The sequence below is a fragment of the Shewanella sp. SG41-3 genome, assembly GCF_014164545.1.
GTDB classification, from domain to species: Bacteria; Pseudomonadota; Gammaproteobacteria; order Enterobacterales; family Shewanellaceae; genus Shewanella; species Shewanella vesiculosa.
Window position 1 is genome coordinate 1 of the sequence record NZ_JACJFJ010000009.1, and the last position, 20,715, is coordinate 20,715.

The window sequence follows — 20,715 nt, forward strand, 5'->3', positions numbered from 1 at the left end:
CGACCGAGTTCGGTGATTTTTGCACTGCGACGGCCTAAGGCATCATATTCGTATTGCGTCAGCTTGCCGTTAACGTTGATTTGCACCAGTTGATTTAAGCCATTAAAGCTGCGCTGTTGTTTATCACCCGTACCCACTTGGCTGATTTGGTTACCACTGGCGTCATAACGATAATCTACACCCGCCATGCTCATCAAACGGTCGTTGTTAACCACCACATCATTAAGGTTTTTATTGGGCCTTACTGTATCAGCAGATTGACTGCTAGCCGTTTCATTAGCGCTAACATGTTTACTACTTATACCTTGGGTATGGATATCACTAGCACGAATAGCCTGTAATGGGTTACCAAAAGCATCCCATTGGTATTGCTGACGAGCATTAGATGCATTGTCAGCAATATTTGGGTTTTCGCCAGACACGCCAGTATCACTATTACTGATTAACTGGCTTATTTTGTTATAGCTAAACTGTTTAACCTCTAGCTTGTGGTTAATATGCTCAAAAGATTGACCATTCACAGCACTATCGTTGCCCAGCTTACTTTCGCAGCGTTGTAATTGATGCTGTTTATCGTATTGATAACGTCTTGATTCAAATAATCGAGTCTCTTTTTGTGTATGTCGCCATGTCTGCTCAATTAATCTTGAATAGCTATCATAGGCATGACTGAGTTCAAGTTGATTACCCTGTATCGTTTTATGCAATAACCCTGATGACAGATAGTAATAATGAGCAAGCTGTATACGCTGTTTCGATGAGCCATTGTCTGTAAAGCTAATGCCGCTTAATTGACTGTTTTTATTGTATTGATAGTCAATCTGTTGCCCGTCTGGCAAGGTTAAGCCACTGCGGTTACCTGAGTCATCATATTGATAGTCAAGTTGCCACTGGCTTTGCAATACCCGATTTATTCGCCCTTGTGGGTCAAGGTGTCGCTGCACAGTACGGTGTTGGTTATGGGCACGAGTGATTTGCCCTGTGGGATTATATTGATAAAAGTTCTGAGTATTCAGTAGCGCGGATGTGGCACTTGGCTCAAGTTTGACATGGCTACTTTGCTGACAAATTCGCCCCATGGCATCACGTTTGAGCTCAACAAACCGAATATCACTGTCGTTCACGGCAACTAATTTGTCATTTGCGTCATATTGAAAATGTTGCTCACGGCCATCAAAACCAATTAAGGTTTTAGGTTGCTCTGTTGGCGTGTATTCAATGCGGTATTGCGCCCCGTCACTGCGTTCTATGCGATTTAAGTTACGTTCTTTATCATAAAAAAACTTCAGCCAACTGCCATCGGCAAACGTTTGCTGGCGCGGTTGGGCTAAACCGTCATAGTCGATGATGTTTTCAATGTACTCACTATCGTTACTAAGTTCGTGATCGCCTGCCACATCAGCCTGTTGACGCTGGCGAATAATGCGTCCGGCATCATCGTACTGATAATAATGACTAATGGCTTCTTCAGGCTTGTCTTGTTTATCTTGTGGATAGGATTTACTTTCGATAATCTGACCTTTATTGTCACGAATAAATTCAGTGACTAAGCCTTGGGGATTAATAGTGGCATTAACACGCCCCAGTCTGTCATGACTAAAACGGGTAAGCGCATCACCGACTTGTGTAGCAAGTAATTCACCGTCGCGGTCCCAATGGTAGCGATGTGTTACACCATTAACATCGATTTTTTGGGTTAACTGCCCAGCATCATTGTATTGATAATGACTTGGACGACCATCGAAACCTGTTTCAGACAGTAATCGCCCAGTGGCATCATAATGTCTTTTAGCTGTTCGGCCGATGGCATCTCGGGTGACAATTCTTTGACCTAAACGATTATATTCAAACCGCGTAGTGCCACCATCGGCTTGAATAACAGCCAGTAACTGTCCTTGATGGTTATAGTTATATTGTATTTTGTTATCACAGGCATCAATGGTGGCCACTTTACGACCAACTGCATCATATTGATGACGTATTATGCTGCCATTCGGGTTGTGGTGTTCAGTCAACAGCCCTTGTGTATTGTGAATAAAAGTTTCGCTATGACCTAAAGAGTCAGTACAACGGCTTTTTACGCCGTGAACGAGTGCTGTATATTCAAAATGATAATGATAGATATCATCATCACCCCATTGCTCAATGCACTTGGCTTGGTGATCTTGTCCGTCCCATGCAAAGTGATGGCTAAAGCCAGATGCGCGTGTTCGGCGCTGCAATAAATAAGTGGTACTTTTAGGGTTATATTGATGATCACTGTCAGATGTGATGTCGGCTGACTTGACCTTGACATAACTGTAGCGCTCTACTCGGCCATTAATGTCAGTGGCGGCAATAAGTGCTTGAGCGTCGTCATATTGATAACTGGCTAACAAATTTTGATGAACTTGTTTGTTACCTTGGTTATCTAACATGTACGAAGCCACTTTTAATAAGTTGCTCTGTGCATTATAAAATAACAATACGCCACGTTTTGGGCCTGTGGTTATTTGGGTTAAACGACCTTGATGATCATAATACAGCTGAAAATATTGGCCTTGATGATTACTAATGCTTTCTAATTGCCAAACATCTTTGCCTGCAACCTGTTGCTTTACAAAAGCCCAATGACTGTCATCTGGCTTGATGAGTACTTGACGACCATCGGCTTGATGAACTAACGACCAACCTGTTGAAAGTTGAATGCTGGTCTGGCCACGTTTGACCGAATCAAAAACATGCACTCGGCCTTCATCGTCGGTTAATTCAAACCAATATTTACCAGGTTTTTTAGGCCCTACTTTCGCAGGTGCTTGATATTGATGATCTAGCTGTACACAAAAGTTATGACGCCAGCCGTACCCCATACCAACGTTAGTACCAACTTTACTCGAACGATACAAACGGCGCCATGTTAGCGGCATTAAGCCATTAAGCTCAAAATCGACTAACGGTAAAATTTCTTCGCCACTTAGCATCGAAACCGGATCGCTGCGGCACTCTTGTTTATCGATGCTCACTTCCGTCGGAGAATGATTGGTCACAGTACCAGACTGAACTGATGCAGAAGTTTGTTTACCCTTGCTGGCTTTGGGGGATTTTTTATTCGTCGAACTCGCCCCAACGCTAGCGATTTCTGTTGAGGATTGAATCTGTTGTTTGGGCATTTCGAGATACACTCGGAGTAAATTACGCCCAATAATGTCACTGAGTTTATGAGTAATATCTCTGGCAGATAAAGTCACGTTTACGCCGGCGTTCATCACCAAACTTCTGGCATGAATTAAAGCGTTACGGTCGCGGACTAAATGAGGCGAGATTTCATTAATAATGGTACTAATATTATTATTTTGTTCAAACGTAGATAATTGAAACCCAGCAGGGGTTGACGCGCTGGCAGGCGCGATAACAATGTAACGGTTATGACCTTTAAAATAGAAATTACTGACCGCCATGTTCGTTTATGCCTTCTCTATCCATGAGTACATTGCCACACCAAGATGAAGTTGTTGAGACACTTCAAGTTGTAAACTTATTCCTGTAACTGTCTGTTGTTGATAGCGATTATAGATGTGTAAAAAGTTATATAATCCTACCACGCAACCTATGTCGCCAGTAAAATAGCTGGATTGGGTAATTTGTGTGTCTTGATTAATTTTACCCGCTAATTGCTCGTAAGCATTAAGCCAATTGTCTGTCACTGTCGAATGGTTACCGGGTAAATAAAGCTGCGACAGTTGATCAATATCGTCGACTTGGCAAGCTCGGTTAAATAAGGTTTTTATGGCCTGAGTTTGCTGAACCAAGCTGCATGACTCTTGGAATGAATCCAAAACGTGCATACCATCAGTTGCAACATTGATGTTGGCCATGATGACCGCTTCAGCAGGACAACGACCGCTATCTTGATGCTGGGTAATCAGCTCTTGCTCATTTTGCAAATCTGAAAGAACAAAATACAGGCTGTCTACAGCAATAAATATCGCACTTTGACTATCGACTGGTAATGCCTTTAATGCGCTCAATGCAGAGAAAAACCCAGCACTTCCCATAGGGAAAAATCGGCTATGTGGGTGTTCAAAGCAATGTGGGAAAAGTGCATGTAAACGACTTACCCAATCCACAAGTTGTTGTTTTTCTAAATGAGGTAAAATCCAAAAAATCGGCTGAGTTCGGTAAGGCTGCCACTGAGCTTCGTCATGGATCGGCAACTTGTGTAACATATCAATGATACGGCTTAATTGAGACTCAGTAGCCAGGCCTTGAGCCATTACCGCAGCGATGTGTTGACCATCAAATTGATACTCAAAATCAACCGCCTCAGATAAAGGTAGGTTGAGCAACTGTAGTGGATTTTGATAGGTCCCCACAACGATTTCAATGGCCTCTGCATGCATAATCATAAGGCGACTTTCACTCGTTGTGGGCTGTGATTGACCACATTATTGAGCCTAAGCTTGTGTAAATAAGCGATTCGTTGGTGAACAGGACTAGAGTAACGAATGATTTTATCGATACTAGCAGGATTGACTTCAATACCATTAATCAATCTAACTTCAGGCATTTTAAGGGCTAATAGCATCCAACGATGCAATAATTTAGCACTGTAAAATTGTAAATATTCACAACGTTCGGCTTCATCTTCCTCAAACTGCCATTGATAAGGAACCGATTGATCTAACTCGGGGCCTAAAATAGTTCTCAATGCGCTAAAAGCCACTAAAGTTTGATTTGGTTGCTGCATAGCTCGAGCTAAAAAAGGCACAAATTTACTAAAACCTGAATATCCCATTAGCTCGATGACCCTTAATGTCAAATCAACATTCTGACTCATTAAATTGAACACTTTGGTTAATATGGCTTCGTCTAATGAAATAATAAACACTTCAAAAAGAGCACTGTGGCAATAATCTAATTGACTGAATAAGCCATAGAGTTCTATCGGTTCATTAATGCTAGACATCAGCATTTCAATATATAAAGACGTCAGTGACGACCGAGGGATGTTCAGTGAATTAATGCCATCGTTACGCTTTAAGCGTTTACCACGATAGATGCACAACAAGATATATTGCTGAATTTGCTCAGGAGTCTTATTGCTTGCAGTAAAACTGACCTTATCAAATTGAAGTTGGCTAGCCATTAATGCAAATGCAGGGCTATATTGGCTAGCATCAACAAGACTACTGGCAAATAATGCCTCAACGATATGTGATTGCGCTGTAGGCTGAGCCTTGTAGTGCAGTTGTAACAACAGAGATAAAATGACTACCTTGTCAGTTGGGCTAAACTGCACATCAGTTTCAAAAGCATCAACAATTTGCTCCTGAGTATTGGCACTGAGTAACGGCCAATTAGGATCTTTTTTTTGCTGGATCATCTTTAAAATGACCGTTAACGATTGAGTATTATCTTCAATGTTTTTTGGCATACACTGAAACGACGACAACATTACTTGTCGTTGCGCCAGCAGAAGATTAAAACTCTCAATCAAATTCATTTACCACGATCCTTGTTCGTTCTAGCCAATCATCACTGTAGGATTACCTACAATAATCTTCCCACCATGAGCGGTACCATCTCCCATTCGAGCTGCGGGTTTGCCATTAATCAATACCGAACTTGAACCTGCATTAATCGTATCAGGCGGCCCAACACAAATTAACTTGTCACCTTTACGTGCTGCGGGTAATGAACCAATAAGAACATTGCCAGACCCCATTACAATAGGACCGCCAACATGAGGAACAGGACCGGGATTAGTTTTAGGACAAAGATGCATGCATGTAAGCGTTGCTGCGGGCATTCCCATCAAATATTCCTTTATTTGTTGTAATGTGTTGTTCCAGAGGTTTACTCGTTATCTAAAGGGATAACCAATAAAGCACGCTGTTCCAACGCCAATGCAATGATACTGATAATTTGCGCTTCAGATTGTTGAACAGCCAAATAGGTATCATTGTGTAAATAGCAATAAATTAGATACAACAAATCTGGTGAATTCTTCCAGCTGTGTCGATTTACTAAAAACTGTTCACCAAATGTTGCACTAACCCACAAGGTCATATTAGGTGTATTAAGCAGTGGATCTTGCGGTTTATCGACCGGTTTACAGATTAAGTGTCGATACCCAAATTGACAGGTAATTTCATGGCCTCGACAAAAAGGCCCTAACAGGCCGACTCCAGGATAACGAGATGATGACATGACTAATTCAACTTAATTTGAGCAGCTTTTAAGGCAATGCTGGTGCCGTTAACCTTAACATTGGTGCCTTTTATGGTGATGTTTGTCCCTTCTATAGAAATAGAACCATCACTGCTCATTTTGATAGATGCACTGCCCGTTTTAATCACAATCTCTTTGCCAGCTTCAATATTGAGCACTTTGCCAACGTTTAAACTGTCATTATTACCAATATCTTCTAAGCGATCGTTGCCAATTTTAACGTTATCGTTATTAACCACTTCAGTAAAACGGTCATTACCTATGGTATCTTTTTGATCATGTTTAACATTGAGATGGTGATCTTTTTCTGCTTGAAAAAATAGTAACTCTTTACCCTTTTCATCATCAAAACGTAATTCATTAAAATTGTCTGTACCACCGTCTTTAGTACTGTGTGTTTTAATACCAGACTGGGTCTTTTTAGCTGGTAAGGCATAAGGTGGCATTAAGTCTGCGTTATACACAGCACCACTAATAATTGGTTGATCCGGATCACCATTAATAAATTCAACCAGCACTTCTTGACCAACGCGAGGAAAGAAAAATGCGCCCCATTTATTACCCGCCCAACTCTGTGCTACACGGATCCAACACGAGCTTTTACTGTTAAATTCACCTTCACGATCCCAGTGAAACTGCACTTTAACGCGGCCAAATTTATCAATATGTTGCTCGTCACCAGGCTCACCAGTAACCACAGCAGTTTGCACACCATTAATTAATGGTTTGCGCAAATGAAGTTGTGAACGGTATGGGGTACTTTTTGGAACACATTCAAAATCATTTTGATACACGCACCCAGACATAGATTGACCTGCGCCAGACTGATTAGGTTGTGTCGCTGAGGTTCTTAAAGAACTTATAACAAAGCTCTTACCTTTATAGCTGACGTTTTCGTGATCTTTAAATGTAAAAAATTTACCTATCATGAAACTGCGGCAATCACCTTGACCACTGCATTTGTTCATATCTTTTTGCAGGGCTTCAAGCTGATTATTGGCAAAAGGCTGAGCACGTTTATTAAATTCTGATTCACCTAGATAGTCATACACTTCAAGGGCACTTTGTTCTGGGAGATCCGCTTTATTATGATTACCTGATGGATAAAGCTTAGGTTGTTCATAGTCATAGCCTTTTTGAATAAAGCCACCGCTGACTATGCTCATTCCACCTTGCCAGTTTGATACATGTGACTCAGCTAAATGTCCTGAAAAACATCGGACTTTCTCTTCTGCACAAGGTTTATAGGCGTTAATATCATCTGCAAGTACAAGGGTATGGGCACTAAGACTGTGCTCAAAGAAGAAGAAAATACCCTCTTGTTGCAATAAGCGACAAACAAAATCTAAATCTGATTCTAGATACTGCACGCAGTATTCATACTGAGGATAAGTGTTGGTAGTTTTATTTTGAAATTCGACTTTATGTTGACCAAATAAGTCTTTAATAATGTCAATTACAGACTTATTTTGAAAAATTCTACAGTTGCTGCGTTTTTTCATTAGTGCCATTTGAGGCACAATAACAGCTTGATAATCAATATAATTTTGCGCATCATCTGAAGCAGCCGTCCGCATACCTGCAGACTCGAGATGACTTATGACCCCATGAAAGTACCGAGCAGCACCATCACTTTCGGCATTACGTAATGTAATACAGACGTTTTTACCCACTAAACTATCGAGACTAATCTGAGTACCAACAGTAAACATTGATACGCTGATTGAAAATAACTGTGAAATAGCTTCAGTGGCAGTAAAATGCGTTAGGTACAGAACATCCTTACCTAATGGCGTAGTGATACTGATGATATTATTTTTTTGAGTGGCCTTAAGCATTCCTTGCCTCAGTCGTTAAGAATAAAGATCTTGGGGGAAACAAGTTCCCCCAAGATTTAAGATCACAAACAACTTACATTTGTTGACCTTTAACACCGCTGTAGCCATAACGTAGCGCTGCAGTAATGTTGTTTTTGTCATCAGTAGGTGTAACAGCCATCATCATTTCAGTGTAACTGATAGTGATAGTCTCAACTGGACGGTCACCATGAACTGAAACGCTGTAGCTAGAAATCATTGCATCGGTTAATTCGATTTGCATGATTTCTTCGATTTTGTCACCTTGTTTAGTGATGTGAAAAACCGCTTTTTTACCTTTACCGATAGTTGCTTCTTTGAACAAGTCAGTTGAAGAATTATCTTGCAATTTAGTAATGGTAACGTCACCTAAACGAGTAGAGCTTGCTTCACGGTCTTTAGCAGTACCAGTGAAAGAACTGATCTCACGGCTAATATTCCAATCGACTGATAACACAGTAATCATGTCTTTGAATTCTTCAGCAGTGGTTTCGCCTTTAATCCCTTCATAGTTTAAATATGTATTCGCTTGCATTATTAATGCTCCTTTTGCGTGGATGTCATCCATTAATGGACAGTTTTATAAGTTCAACAATTCAAACTTAATATTTCAATTTATTAAAAATGCACATATCAACAAATAATACATAACTGTATTATCCATTTAAATATAGTGAGTCCTCATTATTAAGCATGAGGATTATATCAAAGGTTCTTTGATAATCAACTAATCGTTTAGATAAATAAAAAATATAAATATTATATAGTTATTACTACATCAGTAATAACTACATAACATCACAAAGGGTATATACCTTATTATATAGACCTCAAATATAATGTTAAAAATCTAATTAATAATACTAAATGATTATTTATATTTTCGGTTATATACCCTTTATGTTTACCTAAATTTTATATACAAATTCTTCTTTTACGACATTAACTTTTACATTAGTTGTTTTTTTATTATTCGCCATATTGTTTAAAATCTTAACAGAAAGATCTGGCAACATTGTATTCTGTAAAATATTGTGCACATTTCGAGCGCCAGAACCGGCATCTTGGCACATAGACACGATTTGGCTAACGACATCATCACTGTAAGTGAACTTAGCTTGATAATGCTCTGCTAAGCGATGGGCAACTCGCTGTAATTGTAATTTCGTGATCTCATTAAGCATATATTGAGTAAGAGGAATATAAGGAATCACATTCAAGCGGCCTAAAAATGCGGGTTTAAAGTAGCCCAATAAATCATCTTGAAGCGCCTTACGCAAACCAGTAATAGAGGGCGCAATCTGTTCATCTTCAAACAACCCCATGGTGGTTTCAGTTCCAGCATTTGAGGTCATAATGATAATAGTATTTTTGAAGTCGATATCTCGCCCTTCTCCATCCTTGATCATACCTTTATCGAAAACCTGATAAAAAATATCTTGAACACCAGGATGCGCTTTTTCCATTTCATCCAATAAAATAACGCTATAGGGCTTACGGCGAACAGCTTCGGTTAATACTCCCCCCTCGCCATAGCCGACATAACCAGGAGGTGAGCCTAATAGTAGGGATACTTTATGCTCTTCTTTAAACTCTGACATATTGATAACGGTGACATTATCTTCACTGCCATAAACTTGCTCAGCTAGGGTTAGTGCGGTCTCAGTTTTTCCTACACCGCTAGGTCCCGTCAGCAAAAACACACCGATTGGGCGTTTTTCATCACCTAATTGGGCGCGCGACGTTTGTACCGTTTTCGCAATTAAATCTAATGCATGATCTTGCCCGATAACCCGCTTAGACATGGTTTCTTTCAAGTTCAAAATCGTTTTAATTTCATCACTTTGCATTTTGCCTGCAGGAATCCCAGTCCAGTCGGAAATCACTTCAGCAACAAGTTGTTCATCAACTTGCCAATGCACCATAGGCTGTTTATTGACAGCTAAATTAGCCTTCAACTCTGTCAGTTCCTGTAATTGAGCAACTGTATCAGTCTGTGATGATTGGATTTGCGTCACTAAATCAGCAATTTTCTTCACCGTGCTCAACTCTTGCTGCCACTGGATCATTAATGGCTCAAGTGCTTTTAAGAGTAACTTATGCTTCTTGGTTAATTCAGTAATGGATTTTTTATGATCTGCACCGGTTTTTTGTTCGCGAGTGAGAATATTAATCTGGGTATCGAGTTGCTGAATTTGTCGCTGTAAGGACTCAACCATTCCCGGTGTCGATGCTTGGCTCATAGCCACACGGGCACAAGCTGTGTCTAATAAACTCACGGCTTTGTCTGGCAACTGACGCCCAGTAATATAACGATGAGATAAATTTACCGCGGCACATAACGCTTGATCTGAAACCAGAATCTTATGATGGCCTTCCATTACGGGTAATAGTCCTCGCATCATTGCAATCGCCTGTTGAGGAGATGGCTCATCAATTTTTACAACCTGAAAACGACGAGTCAAGGCTGCATCTTTTTCAAAAAACTTTTTGTATTCAGCCCAGGTTGTTGCCGCAATAGTACGTAATTCGCCGCGGGCTAAGGCGGGTTTTAATAAATTAGCAGCATCATTTTGCCCTGTTTGTCCACCACTACCGATCATAGTGTGTGCTTCATCAATAAATAAAATTATTGGTTTAACCGATTGTTTAACTTCGTTAATAAGCGCTTTTAAACGATTTTCAAACTCACCTTTTACACCAGCGCCAGCCTGTAATAAAGCCAAGTCGAGCACATGAATACGGACATTCTGCAATGCAGTTGGCACTTCTTTTTGAACAATTTTAAGTGCTAAACCTTCCACTACGGCTGTTTTACCGACGCCGGCCTCACCGGTTAAAATAGGATTATTTTGACGACGGCGAGTTAAAATATCGATCATTTGCCTTATTTCATTATCACGACCAAGGATAGGATCAATCTTGCCTAATTCAGCTTGTTCGGTTAAGTTTTGCGTAAATTGATCTAGATTTGGTGTTTTGCTTGGCGCAGATTGCATTGCCTGAGTTTCTTCAATATCGGTACTCGACACTTTATGCTCTGTAGATTGACGCGCAAGTTGTGGCCAAGCATGTTTTAGCTGCGCAGGGTCGATTTTGAGTAACTGTTTAGCAGAGCGTGATACTAAGGAGTTTAACGAATCATCCGTCAATAACGTAAAAATAAGATAGGCCGTTCTGGTCTCATTATCATTAAATTCAATGCTGGTATTTAACCAGGTTTGACGTAATAAACTGACAATGTGTGGCGATAGACTCGGAGCCGCACTATTACCCGTTTTAAATTTTTCTAATCCCTGACGAATGTCGTTGATCAGCTGATCTTTTTGCACTGAAAAACTGGCCATGATGATGTCTAAATCACCAGAGCCATTTTCTAATAATGCTAGTAACCAGTGCTCAATTTCAACACTAAATTGACTGCGGCTATGGCATACACTGGCAGCAGTTTCTAAAGATTGTCGACATACTGGATTAAGTTTTCCAACCAATTTACTCAAAGTCATCGCTGACATATTCATAGTCCTTTATTAATTAAATCATTAAGCTTTTTATTTGCTCACCATACTCTGCACGGCTGATCAAACCACAACCAAGCCCCAAGCCAATTGCAGACTTGGATAATTGTGCTTTCGGTGCATCTTTTTGTTTTATTTCTAGAAAAATCTTATATTTGACTGACTGACCTAAATAGCTTGAGACCAGTTTTTTAAGTGATTTACAATTTGCTGTCCCTGGCATAAATGCATTAACCAACGCACCTTCTTTAGGCTTAATATGAATACTGATACTGGAGTTAATATCCCATACTCGGCTGCCAATACTGGCATCGACACCTAAACGCGCATATTGGCCTTCTAGCATGCTTCGACTAGCCAATCGGGTTTGCTCTGTCTTAGCCAGAGATTGCCAACGACCTTGAAAAGAACAAACTTGGACATTACAGCCAGTAAAGTCATTCAACATGCTTCGTAATGACTCTGCCGTAGGAGTTTTATTATGATAAAAACCAGCGTAATAGCGGTTTAATGATTTATTACCACTGAGTAAACTCAAAACATGAGTAAAACTATCCGTAGCGCCATCTTCATGGGATTGATAATTAGCTGAGAAGCGATACTTTTCCCATGACCGATAAAATAGTGAAATAATTCGATGATTAAATAAATCATAAAAATCACGCATACCGCTATCTTTATGACGTAAACGCTCTAAGACTAACTCAGTGTAGTGCGAAGGTAATACCCCGCTTGGCCCAGTCAACCCCATAAATGATATATGCATATCAGCGGCAACCTTAGCCTTTTGACTGGTATGTTTAGCCTCTACTTTACTGATGGCTTGCCCCGGAAAACCAAGGTGCTGATCAGATTTAAACCGCAACAGCTCTTTGCTTGGAATCGTATCGTACCCAACTTTAAAGCCTTGCTCGCGACCTTGAGATAACTGCTGTTGAAACTGATAAACAGCTTGATAGAAATCATGCTCAGAGGGCGCTTCAATTATGGCCTGCAACTGATGATGCATCGCATTTGGGGTCATAACAACGGCCTTTGTCCTGAACGTGCAGGCCAGGTATAAGCGACTGAATTATGGTCTTTAAAGCGCATACTTAAACGGGTAAAACTATTGATTGCAGCAAATTGTGCAAAGAAGTGATCTAATATTGTGCAAAAAAAGAACACTCCGCTGCCAGAGTAATGATCTTTAATAAAGGTTATTTCAATATGGCTGCCACTGCAAAAGCTAATCCGACCATGTTGGTTGACTCGTGCAGTATCAGGAGTGACTTCAACAAAGTGAATATTCTCGATTAAATTTTTATTTTCTGGTGAACACTTAAAATCGTATAATTTAAGGGTTTCTTTTAAATTATGAAGTGCATCTTTTCCACTAAAACTGTCAATTGATAGATGAGTCACTAACTGCCATCGAGAAGCGTCACTAAGGGATGCGCGAACGGGTAATGTTGGCGCAAGCAAACATTTTACATGCTTGATGATATCGGCGCGTTCAGGGACAAACATTTTCGGTTCATTGTTGCCAAACGGAAGATGGGCCGGTAAATTTCGATTACTGCACTGAGCGGTAATACTTAATATCCAAGCGCCATAATCATCTTCCGACTTAAAGCCTTTAAAATTATGATCAACTAAAGACAAAAATGATTCAGTTCCTAGTTCAGCATAGCCACCTGACCAACTCGCCGACTCTCTTCTAACATGCCAAAATAAATTATTGTGACCAAGGTACTGAGGATGTGATTCGCCATAAAATGGTGTGACTTCAACTTTATTGTCTTTCGGATCATAAGCAATAACCTCTTGGATATTGATGATCTCAGTCACTTCAGAGTCAGAATAACGAGCAGCTAATTTATATTCGTATTGCGAAGCATCGATACTTACTGGTTCTAATTTTTGCTCAAATAAGTTGATTACTGGAGTGCAACCGAGTAGAAAATGATTTGCACTCACTTGCTTCTCTAAATCTTGAGAGCCTTCCTTTAAATAAATATACAGTGAGAACTTACTGTCTATTCCTTGCCAACTTCCCTCTAAATCATCTATGTCAAAAAATAAGAATTTTTCAGGGAAAATAAAATTCTCCAGCAATAACCGGTAACCAGAACTGGTCCGTTGGCTATAAGGAATAACTTGTTGCTCATCTTCAAATCCAACGGCTTTTAAGTGCCGTTTAGTTAAAAATTTGCACACAGTTTGCTGCTCGTTAACTAAAGCAAAACCCAGACTATGCTCAAACAGTAATTGATAAAGTTGAAAAGTTTGATGGTCTTGGCCATTTAAGAAAAATCGTAATTTATCTACACCAAGGCTTGGCATACTAATTTCGTCAAACTCACACGCGATATCAAGCTTGATTATTGCCTTTGCCCGTTCTGGCCACTGAGGTTCAGGCGCATTAAACGGTGCATTTTGAAACTGAGCCTGTTGAACTTCAATAGGCCATAATTTCATGTCGTATGACGTTTGGAAATGACAGGATTTCATCCCCTCAACTTGAGTATCGACTTGCGTTAGCCTGGGCAATAATACCCCTGTGGTCGATAAGTTTTCAGTCGTCACCTTAATCACCGTCATTGACGGAATAGGCGCTTGATAATCAGGGTACAATTGACCTAATAGCGCTTCAGTGAGTTCAGGAAAGCTATCATCAAGTTTCTGTCTAATTTGTGCGGTGAGCAGAGAAAATGCTTCAATTAAGCGTGATACATGAGGATCTTCAACATGCTCATCACTTAATCGTAAACGACCTGCAACCTTAGGATATTGCTCAGCAAATTCGGCCCCCATATGACGAATGAAAGCCAATTCACGATTGTAATACTCCAATAATTCCTGATTCACACAATTCCCTCATTCACTATCATCGCTAAATGGACCGGCTCAACCTCTGAGTCAAATGTAATATATTCAGGCTCAGGTTCAGCATAAAGCAGTGCATTGATTTTTAATCTTAAAACACGATCCAAAGGCTGTTCATTATCGACCGTCTCAACCATCACTTCGATAAAACGGGGTTCAAATCGCTTTATGGTATCGGCGACCTGTTTACAGAGGATCTGTCGACCGTCTAAACTCGCAACTGGCATGGATGAAAAATCACGCAAACCATAATTCATCAATGAATTGTCAAGTTCAGTTAAATGTTCCGGCCAAGTTTGCCACTGTAATTTAGCATTAAGAAGATTCTCTAAATCACGACGAACATTAGACCTTAACTGACGTAAGTTAAGGCCTCGATGGCTATCTTTGACATCCTGTTCACCGGGCGAATCATCTATCAACCGGTCAAGAATGGATGCCATTATGGGTTGCTGGTTTTTACTCAACACTATCGCCTACTGCAAAACTGGGGTGGATATTTTAGTAATTTGATTGAGTACGACTGCTGTATCATCAGCGAGCCACATTTTTAAGCCTTTGCCAGCAATCACATCAGTAGCAACTTCATGCCAATCAGTTTCTCGTCCCAATTTTTGAGCGTCAGTTTCGCTACCTGCATATATCATCGGTATATGCGCTTCACCACACGGTCCATCTTTAATCGCTAAATCAACTCGACGCCAAACCATTTCCAGTAGCGAAGTCACCGGCTTAAAGTTGATGTAATCGATTTCAGATAACTGAGCTAAATAGAAATTACCGTCAGTACCGAAAATCTCAATAAAACCGCCTAAGGTATCATCAAGATCTCTTATTTCTTGATTGGTTTTGTCGTTTATAAGCAGGCTGACTTGCGGACGTAAATCTTCAAGACTATTGGCGCATTGAGTCACATCATCTTGGGAGTCGACCATCGCTAAACGTAACTTCATTAATGCTGCAACATAAGCATCAGATTCAGCAAAAAGCTGAGGTACAGCTTTGCCTGCCATAAAATCAATTCTGGCTTGTTCTGCTCGGATCAACTGACGTAAGTTAGCTGCACCGATTAAAAAATCAGGGTGTTTTTGCACTAAAAAGTTTAACTGTTTGTCAGCCCGTTCAAGCTCACCATTAATACACAACAACTCAATATGTTGACCTTTTAAATCAATGTTCATTGGGTCGTCTTTTAGCTGTGTCTCAACTAACTGAATGGCTTCTTGTAGCTGGCCATTTTGCAGCATTTCTTGAATCTTTTTCATTTGATACCTTTGTGTTAATTTCTTGATGTCAGCTCAGTGACCAATTTAATGCTGGACACCATTTGATCTAACTGAAAATGAGGTTGTAACTGAATAATCGAATAGAAGTGCCCGGGCTTACCGCGCATTTCTTTTACTTGAACTTGGGCACTTCGCAGCGGATATTTACTTCTTACATCATCTGAAGATACGTCTGAAGCGGTGGTATATTTGTGCAGCCACAATTGCAGTTCGCGCTGGCAAGCTTCGGCAGAATGAAGTGAACCAATTTTTTCACGGCCTAACACTTTGATGTAATGGGCAAAGCGAGATACACACAAAATGTACTGCAACATTGAAGATAGTTTTGCATTAATATTATCTTCAAGTTGTTCATATTTTGGTGGTTTCTGCACAGAGGCATTACTGTAAAACACTAAGTGTTCACAACCTGATACTGGAGATAAAGGGATGAAGCCTTGATCAGAAATCGACTTTTCAGCCCTATCACTGATTAACAAATCCACTGAAGGTTTCTTGCGTTTTCGATATAAATCTGGCTCGTATTGACTGACCGCAAGGTCACATACTAGGCCTTTCTTACGCGCACCGGGTTCTAAACCGCGGATATGGCCAAACCAACCTGATTCGCTAAATGCGCGGATTAATACACCACCAAAGGCATAAGCAGCATTACCCCATAAATGGTCTTTTTTGGGATTTTTAATCGATTCTTTAAACTTAAAACCTTCGCTGCGGCTACCATCGATAAGATAAGGGGAACGCATTAGGATGTTGGGCATAGTTAAGCCAATAAAGCGAGAATCATCCATTTTTCGTAACGAGTTCCACTTAATATACTCATGCTGCTCAAAAATTTTGCCCATGTTCATATGAGCAGATAAATCAGCAAAATCATCTGCACCAAATAATGAAGGACTGGCAGAAGTGATAAATGGCGCAAATGCGGCCGCAGCAGTACGCGATATTTCTTTTAAAATATCAATGTCGTTGGTGGACACACCTGGGCGGTTCTTATGGGTGATTTGATAATCACCAATTAACGTGCCGAAGGGCTCGCCACCAGACATGTCATATTCGTTGTTATAAATCAGTTTAAAAAAATCACTTTGATCAAATTCAATCGCCCGATTAATGTCTTTAGACAGTGTTGTCCAACAACAATCGAGCATTTTAACTTTTACTTTCTGGTCTTTGTCATGTAAATCTTGCTGTTGAACTAAATACAATACCCCACGCCAACTAGCCTCTAAAGCTTGAAAAGCATTGTGATGAATGATGGCATTGAGTTGTTGTTCTAGCTGTCTATCGATACGATCAATAGCCTTAAGCAGAAAAGGTAATACGGAGGTTTTATCAAATTGAGTCAGCGAATGGCTCGAGTTTTCTAACCAAAGCAATAACGACCTAGTCGAATCCGACTCTCGTAAGAATCGTTCGACTAAGTGTTTATTTTTTAGTGCCTTTGTCGTTGAAGATACTGGCTTTTTAATTCCAGTATCTTCTTTGAAAATTTCACTTGTTACAAATGAAATGGTTTCTTGAGGCATCGTTTGTTTCTATCCTTGAAAACAAATGAGGGTCACTGCGTTAGCGGGTGATTATCCTACTTTAGGGATTTTTGCGACTAAACGTAAAGACGCGGTAAGCTCTTCCATCTGCAACCAAGGACGTAACCAGGCAACGGCATTGTATGAGCCCGGTTGACCAGGGATCTCTTTCACCACAACTTTAGCGTCAGCCAATGGATACTTAGCGCGAATGTCTTGTCCGCCACCTTCAGATGCATTAACAAAAGATAAAATCCAGCGATTTAACCAAGACTCAACATCTTCTGCTTCCATGAAGCTACCAATTTTGTCGCGGGCCATCACTTTAAGGTAATGAGCAAAACGAGACGTTGCCATTAAGTAAGGTAAACGTGCTGAAATTGCAGCATTAGCGGTAGCATCATGGCTTGTCATTATTTTTGGTTTTTGACATGACTGAGAACCAAAGAACACGGCATAATCAGTATGCTTATAATGACAAAGAGGTAAGAAACCTAATTTACTTAACTCTGCTTCACGGCGATCAGTAATACCAATTTCCGTTGGACACTTTAAATCTGGATCACCGTCATCACTGGTAAAGACATGTGCAGGCAAGCCTTCAACCTTACCACCGCCCTCGGCGCCGCGAATAGCAGTACAGAAGCCATATTTACTGAATGCTTGGCCCATATTGGTAGCCATAACGTAAGCCGCATTCATCCAACAATAATCATTGTGATCAGCCACTTTAGAACGGCCACTTTCTGAGTCTATTTCAAACTCTTCATAGCAAAACTCTTCTACAGGCTTGGTCGCTGAGCCATAAGGAAGGCGAGCCAGCACTCGAGGCATAGTTAGGGTCACAAAGCGAGAATCATCACTGTCGCGGAAAGAGCGCCACTGAGTGTATTCTAGAGATTCAAATACCTTTTCAAGATCGCGAGGTTTGCTCAGTTCAGTCCACTCATCAAAACCAAATAAAGATGAACCTGCAGCCGAAATAAATGGACAAAAACCAGCAGCGGCAACATTAGACATTAATGACAATGATTCAACATCTTCTGGATGATTAGTGAATTCATAATCACCCACTAAACAACCATAAGGTTCGCCACCCGGAGTACCAAACTCTGATTCATAGATCTTTTTAAACATTTGGCTCTGATCAAACTCAACCGCTTTACTTAAATCTTTATGCAGTTCTTTTTTAGACAAACTCATTACACGAATTTTAAGTGTTTCGTTGGTTTCAGAGTTTTTAACGGTATGGTGCAAACCACGCCAGCTACCTTCAAGTTTTTGCAGTTCTTCATTGTGCATGATTGAAGCTAATTGTTTAGAGATAACGTCATCTAAACGATTAATAGCCTTATTGAATGTCACAGTGAGGTTTTTATCCCACTGAACAGTACCTTTAAGGGCTTCTTCGGTTAACGAACGAATTAATTCTTCTGCGCGAGAAGAATCGGTTTGCTTTGTAGCAACGATAGCTTGCTCTAAAATAGAAACACTCTGTGCTTGCTCTTCAGATACAGCATCTAATGACGCGGCTTCCATGCTCATTATTCCGCTCCTTTGAGGTTAAGTTCACCAGCCAACTTGTCTAGGCTGGTAGTGTTATTTAACACTTCTTCTAAGATATTTTCGAGATTCTCAGAGCGATCAACTTTTGTCATCAAATCACGAAGTTTGTTACGGGTTTCCATTAATTTTCTTAATGGTTCAACCTGATTAACAATGGCAGCAGGTTCAAAGTCTTCAATGCTATTAAACTCTAATGCTACATTCATTTCAGAATCATCGCCGGCAAGAGTATTAGGCACTAAAATATTTAACTTAGGGCTCATACGCTTTAACACATCATTAAAGTTATCACGGTCGATTTGTACAAAACGGCGGTCTTTTAATGGCTTTAAATCTGCGGTGTTGTGACCAGCAAAATCACCCGTAACACCAATAACAAAAGGCAGCTCTTTTTTTACTACAGCACCTTCGGTTTCGACATCATAGGTAATATGGACACGGGGTTTTCTTACTCGCTTTAATTTATCATGTACACTCATATGAACTCCTTTCAATAATATGTTGAGTAATCAACTACAGATCATTCTTCCGTTTTTATTCCAGATAACTTGAAAAAGCCATTTCTTGCTTCACCATCTTGGATTAATTCTTGTAATAACTCGGGCAAACTTAGGTCACTCCAGCGTATGACTTGCTCAATAGCATAAGACATTGGCGAATGTGGCTCAGTACGTCGAAAAAAGTCCGCTATCGTCTCAAGATGACTAATAGCTTGTGCCCTAGAATTAAGTTGTCCTTCAACACCTGAAGGCGTTGAATGATGAGCAGTAGTATCACCGTCTTGCTGTTCGTCAATCTGTTGTTCTTGCGCTAAGTTAGCTTTATTCTTTGCAATTATTGGTGCTGTAATTGAACTAATTTGCAGTGCACAGGCTTCTAACGCTTTACGAATATAACTCGTCGGTTGTGGATCACCGCTCATCGCGTCATCCATTGAAGCAGACAAACGGCTAAATGCACTCATAGCATTTTGTACATCGCGATCAAGCTCGATAAAGAAACTGTCGGAGGTTTCCTTGATGCTCTGCTCGACGTCTTCAAGTGAGACTGAACCAGAATCGAAGCGCTTTTCTTGCTTATCTTTATCTAAGCGACTTGTATCTAGCGCCTGTTCATATTGCCAAGTCGAGTAAACAATTCCGCCATCGGTGATAGGGATCGTTCTTATTGGATGAATTAGGGAACCTTCACTTTCGATTCCATTCAACCCAATCAGCGGTGCAATTCGCTCCGCTAAATCATTTGGCTCTGGTGTGGGATAAAGCGTGTCCCAATAGCGCTCGATTAATTCTGCTGCTAGGGTAAAACCAAAATACAACCCTTTGAACCCATGTAATCGACATGCAGCCTCGATAAACCAAGCAACATATTCGATATCTTTTGATTGTTGTTTTAAAATATTCGGAACTTGCTCAAATATCGGTCGCCATTCAACCGAGACGGATAACACATCTTCTTCATCGGTTAACGCTTTTCGTTCTTTAGAGCGTGCAATATTGCGCACGTCTTTAAGTAAATAATACGTTGAGGTTGGACTAATATCTTCGCGAGGATCAACTCCAGATTCCGCATCAATGGTAATGGGAAGAATTAATTCATCGATAGTTAAATTCTTTAGCTTACTCAATCTAATTCAATCCCTGAATAAAAATGATTTAATGTGCAATAATAAAAGTATAGAACTTCAAAAACAATACTTAATAGTCTTTAATAGAACTAAAATAAAATATATTGCCCACACCTAATTACAATGGATAATAAAGAAAACAAAATACACCCTATGTAATTACACTCGAAATAATTACACCCAAAAGAATTACATCATAAGTAATGTTGTCCATACAAAAAACAATAATACTTATAATAAATATTAACGTTACAA

Annotated in this window: 16 protein-coding genes; all 16 read right to left on the minus strand. The window is 40.1% G+C overall.

What is annotated here, in order from left to right; all coding sequences use genetic code 11:
- Nucleotides 1–3,437: DUF6531 domain-containing protein (locus tag H5164_RS16415; RefSeq protein ID WP_182757112.1), on the minus strand; the 3,437-nt coding region annotated here is incomplete at its 3' end.
- Between the two features lie 6 nt (nt 3,438–3,443).
- A complete protein-coding gene (locus H5164_RS16420) occupies nt 3,444–4,385 on the minus strand; it encodes a hypothetical protein (protein WP_182757113.1) in 942 nt (313 codons plus the stop codon).
- Nucleotides 4,382–5,482, minus strand: a complete 1,101-nt coding sequence (locus tag H5164_RS16425) for a hypothetical protein (protein WP_182722286.1) — start codon at nt 5,480–5,482, stop codon at nt 4,382–4,384. Before H5164_RS16425 ends, H5164_RS16420 begins: the two co-directional genes overlap by 4 nt.
- Before the next feature lie 21 nt (nt 5,483–5,503).
- Nucleotides 5,504–5,794 (minus strand): PAAR domain-containing protein, encoded by a 291-nt coding sequence (locus H5164_RS16430; RefSeq protein WP_124015796.1) that lies wholly within the window; start codon nt 5,792–5,794, stop codon nt 5,504–5,506.
- Nucleotides 5,795–5,835: 41 nt separating this feature from the next.
- Nucleotides 5,836–6,189 carry a hypothetical protein gene (locus tag H5164_RS16435; protein ID WP_124015795.1) on the minus strand — a complete coding sequence of 118 codons (354 nt, stop codon included), beginning with the start codon at nt 6,187–6,189 and terminating at the stop codon, nt 5,836–5,838.
- Nucleotides 6,190–6,191: 2 nt separating this feature from the next.
- Entirely contained in the window at nt 6,192–8,048 is a 1,857-nt protein-coding gene (gene tssI, locus H5164_RS16440; RefSeq protein ID WP_182757114.1) for a type VI secretion system tip protein TssI/VgrG, read from the minus strand.
- Between the two features lie 73 nt (nt 8,049–8,121).
- Nucleotides 8,122–8,601 (minus strand): type VI secretion system tube protein Hcp, encoded by a 480-nt coding sequence (locus H5164_RS16445; protein WP_124015793.1) that lies wholly within the window; start codon nt 8,599–8,601, stop codon nt 8,122–8,124.
- Nucleotides 8,602–8,974: 373 nt separating this feature from the next.
- On the minus strand, nt 8,975–11,581 hold the full coding sequence (tssH, locus tag H5164_RS16450; RefSeq protein WP_182757115.1) for a type VI secretion system ATPase TssH: 2,607 nt from the start codon (nt 11,579–11,581) through the stop codon (nt 8,975–8,977).
- Between the two features lie 19 nt (nt 11,582–11,600).
- A complete protein-coding gene (gene tssG, locus H5164_RS16455) occupies nt 11,601–12,608 on the minus strand; it encodes a type VI secretion system baseplate subunit TssG (protein WP_182757116.1) in 1,008 nt (335 codons plus the stop codon).
- Complete coding sequence (gene tssF / locus H5164_RS16460; protein ID WP_124015790.1) at nt 12,605–14,434, minus strand: type VI secretion system baseplate subunit TssF; 1,830 nt, start codon at nt 14,432–14,434, stop codon at nt 12,605–12,607. Before tssF ends, tssG begins: the two co-directional genes overlap by 4 nt.
- Nucleotides 14,431–14,922, minus strand: coding sequence for a type VI secretion system baseplate subunit TssE (gene tssE / locus H5164_RS16465; protein ID WP_371697234.1), 492 nt, complete (start codon nt 14,920–14,922; stop codon nt 14,431–14,433). The genes tssF and tssE overlap by 4 nt, the downstream gene beginning before the upstream one ends.
- A gap of 6 nt (nt 14,923–14,928) precedes the next feature.
- Nucleotides 14,929–15,717 carry a type VI secretion system accessory protein TagJ gene (locus tag H5164_RS16470; RefSeq protein WP_124015789.1) on the minus strand — a complete coding sequence of 263 codons (789 nt, stop codon included), beginning with the start codon at nt 15,715–15,717 and terminating at the stop codon, nt 14,929–14,931.
- 14 nt (nt 15,718–15,731) lie between these two features.
- A complete protein-coding gene (gene tssC, locus H5164_RS16475; RefSeq protein ID WP_182697094.1) occupies nt 15,732–17,267 on the minus strand; it encodes a type VI secretion system contractile sheath large subunit in 1,536 nt (511 codons plus the stop codon).
- Nucleotides 17,268–17,318: 51 nt separating this feature from the next.
- Nucleotides 17,319–18,812, minus strand: coding sequence for a type VI secretion system contractile sheath large subunit (tssC, locus tag H5164_RS16480; RefSeq protein WP_182697093.1), 1,494 nt, complete (start codon nt 18,810–18,812; stop codon nt 17,319–17,321).
- Nucleotides 18,812–19,312: a type VI secretion system contractile sheath small subunit gene (tssB, locus tag H5164_RS16485; protein WP_124015787.1), complete on the minus strand. Its 501-nt coding sequence runs from the start codon at nt 19,310–19,312 to the stop codon at nt 18,812–18,814. The genes tssC (H5164_RS16480) and tssB overlap by 1 nt, the downstream gene beginning before the upstream one ends.
- 41 nt (nt 19,313–19,353) lie before the next feature.
- On the minus strand, nt 19,354–20,460 hold the full coding sequence (gene tssA, locus H5164_RS16490; RefSeq protein WP_124015786.1) for a type VI secretion system protein TssA: 1,107 nt from the start codon (nt 20,458–20,460) through the stop codon (nt 19,354–19,356).
- Between the last annotated feature and the right edge of the window lie 255 nt (nt 20,461–20,715).

Bases quoted from the DNA above. Each gene is read 5' to 3' on its own strand.
- H5164_RS16420 (WP_182757113.1), bottom strand. From the start codon at position 4,385: ATGATTATGCATGCAGAGGCCATTGAAATCGTTGTGGGGACCTATCAA.
- H5164_RS16425 (WP_182722286.1), bottom strand. From the start codon at position 5,482: ATGAATTTGATTGAGAGTTTTAATCTTCTGCTGGCGCAACGACAAGTA.
- H5164_RS16430 (WP_124015796.1), bottom strand. From the start codon at position 5,794: ATGGGAATGCCCGCAGCAACGCTTACATGCATGCATCTTTGTCCTAAA.
- H5164_RS16435 (WP_124015795.1), bottom strand. From the start codon at position 6,189: ATGTCATCATCTCGTTATCCTGGAGTCGGCCTGTTAGGGCCTTTTTGT.
- tssI (WP_182757114.1), bottom strand. From the start codon at position 8,048: ATGCTTAAGGCCACTCAAAAAAATAATATCATCAGTATCACTACGCCA.
- H5164_RS16445 (WP_124015793.1), bottom strand. From the start codon at position 8,601: ATGCAAGCGAATACATATTTAAACTATGAAGGGATTAAAGGCGAAACC.
- tssH (WP_182757115.1), bottom strand. From the start codon at position 11,581: ATGTCAGCGATGACTTTGAGTAAATTGGTTGGAAAACTTAATCCAGTA.
- tssG (WP_182757116.1), bottom strand. From the start codon at position 12,608: ATGACCCCAAATGCGATGCATCATCAGTTGCAGGCCATAATTGAAGCG.
- H5164_RS16470 (WP_124015789.1), bottom strand. From the start codon at position 15,717: ATGAAAAAGATTCAAGAAATGCTGCAAAATGGCCAGCTACAAGAAGCC.
- tssC (WP_182697094.1), bottom strand. From the start codon at position 17,267: ATGCCTCAAGAAACCATTTCATTTGTAACAAGTGAAATTTTCAAAGAA.
- tssC (WP_182697093.1), bottom strand. From the start codon at position 18,812: ATGAGCATGGAAGCCGCGTCATTAGATGCTGTATCTGAAGAGCAAGCA.
- tssB (WP_124015787.1), bottom strand. From the start codon at position 19,312: ATGAGTGTACATGATAAATTAAAGCGAGTAAGAAAACCCCGTGTCCAT.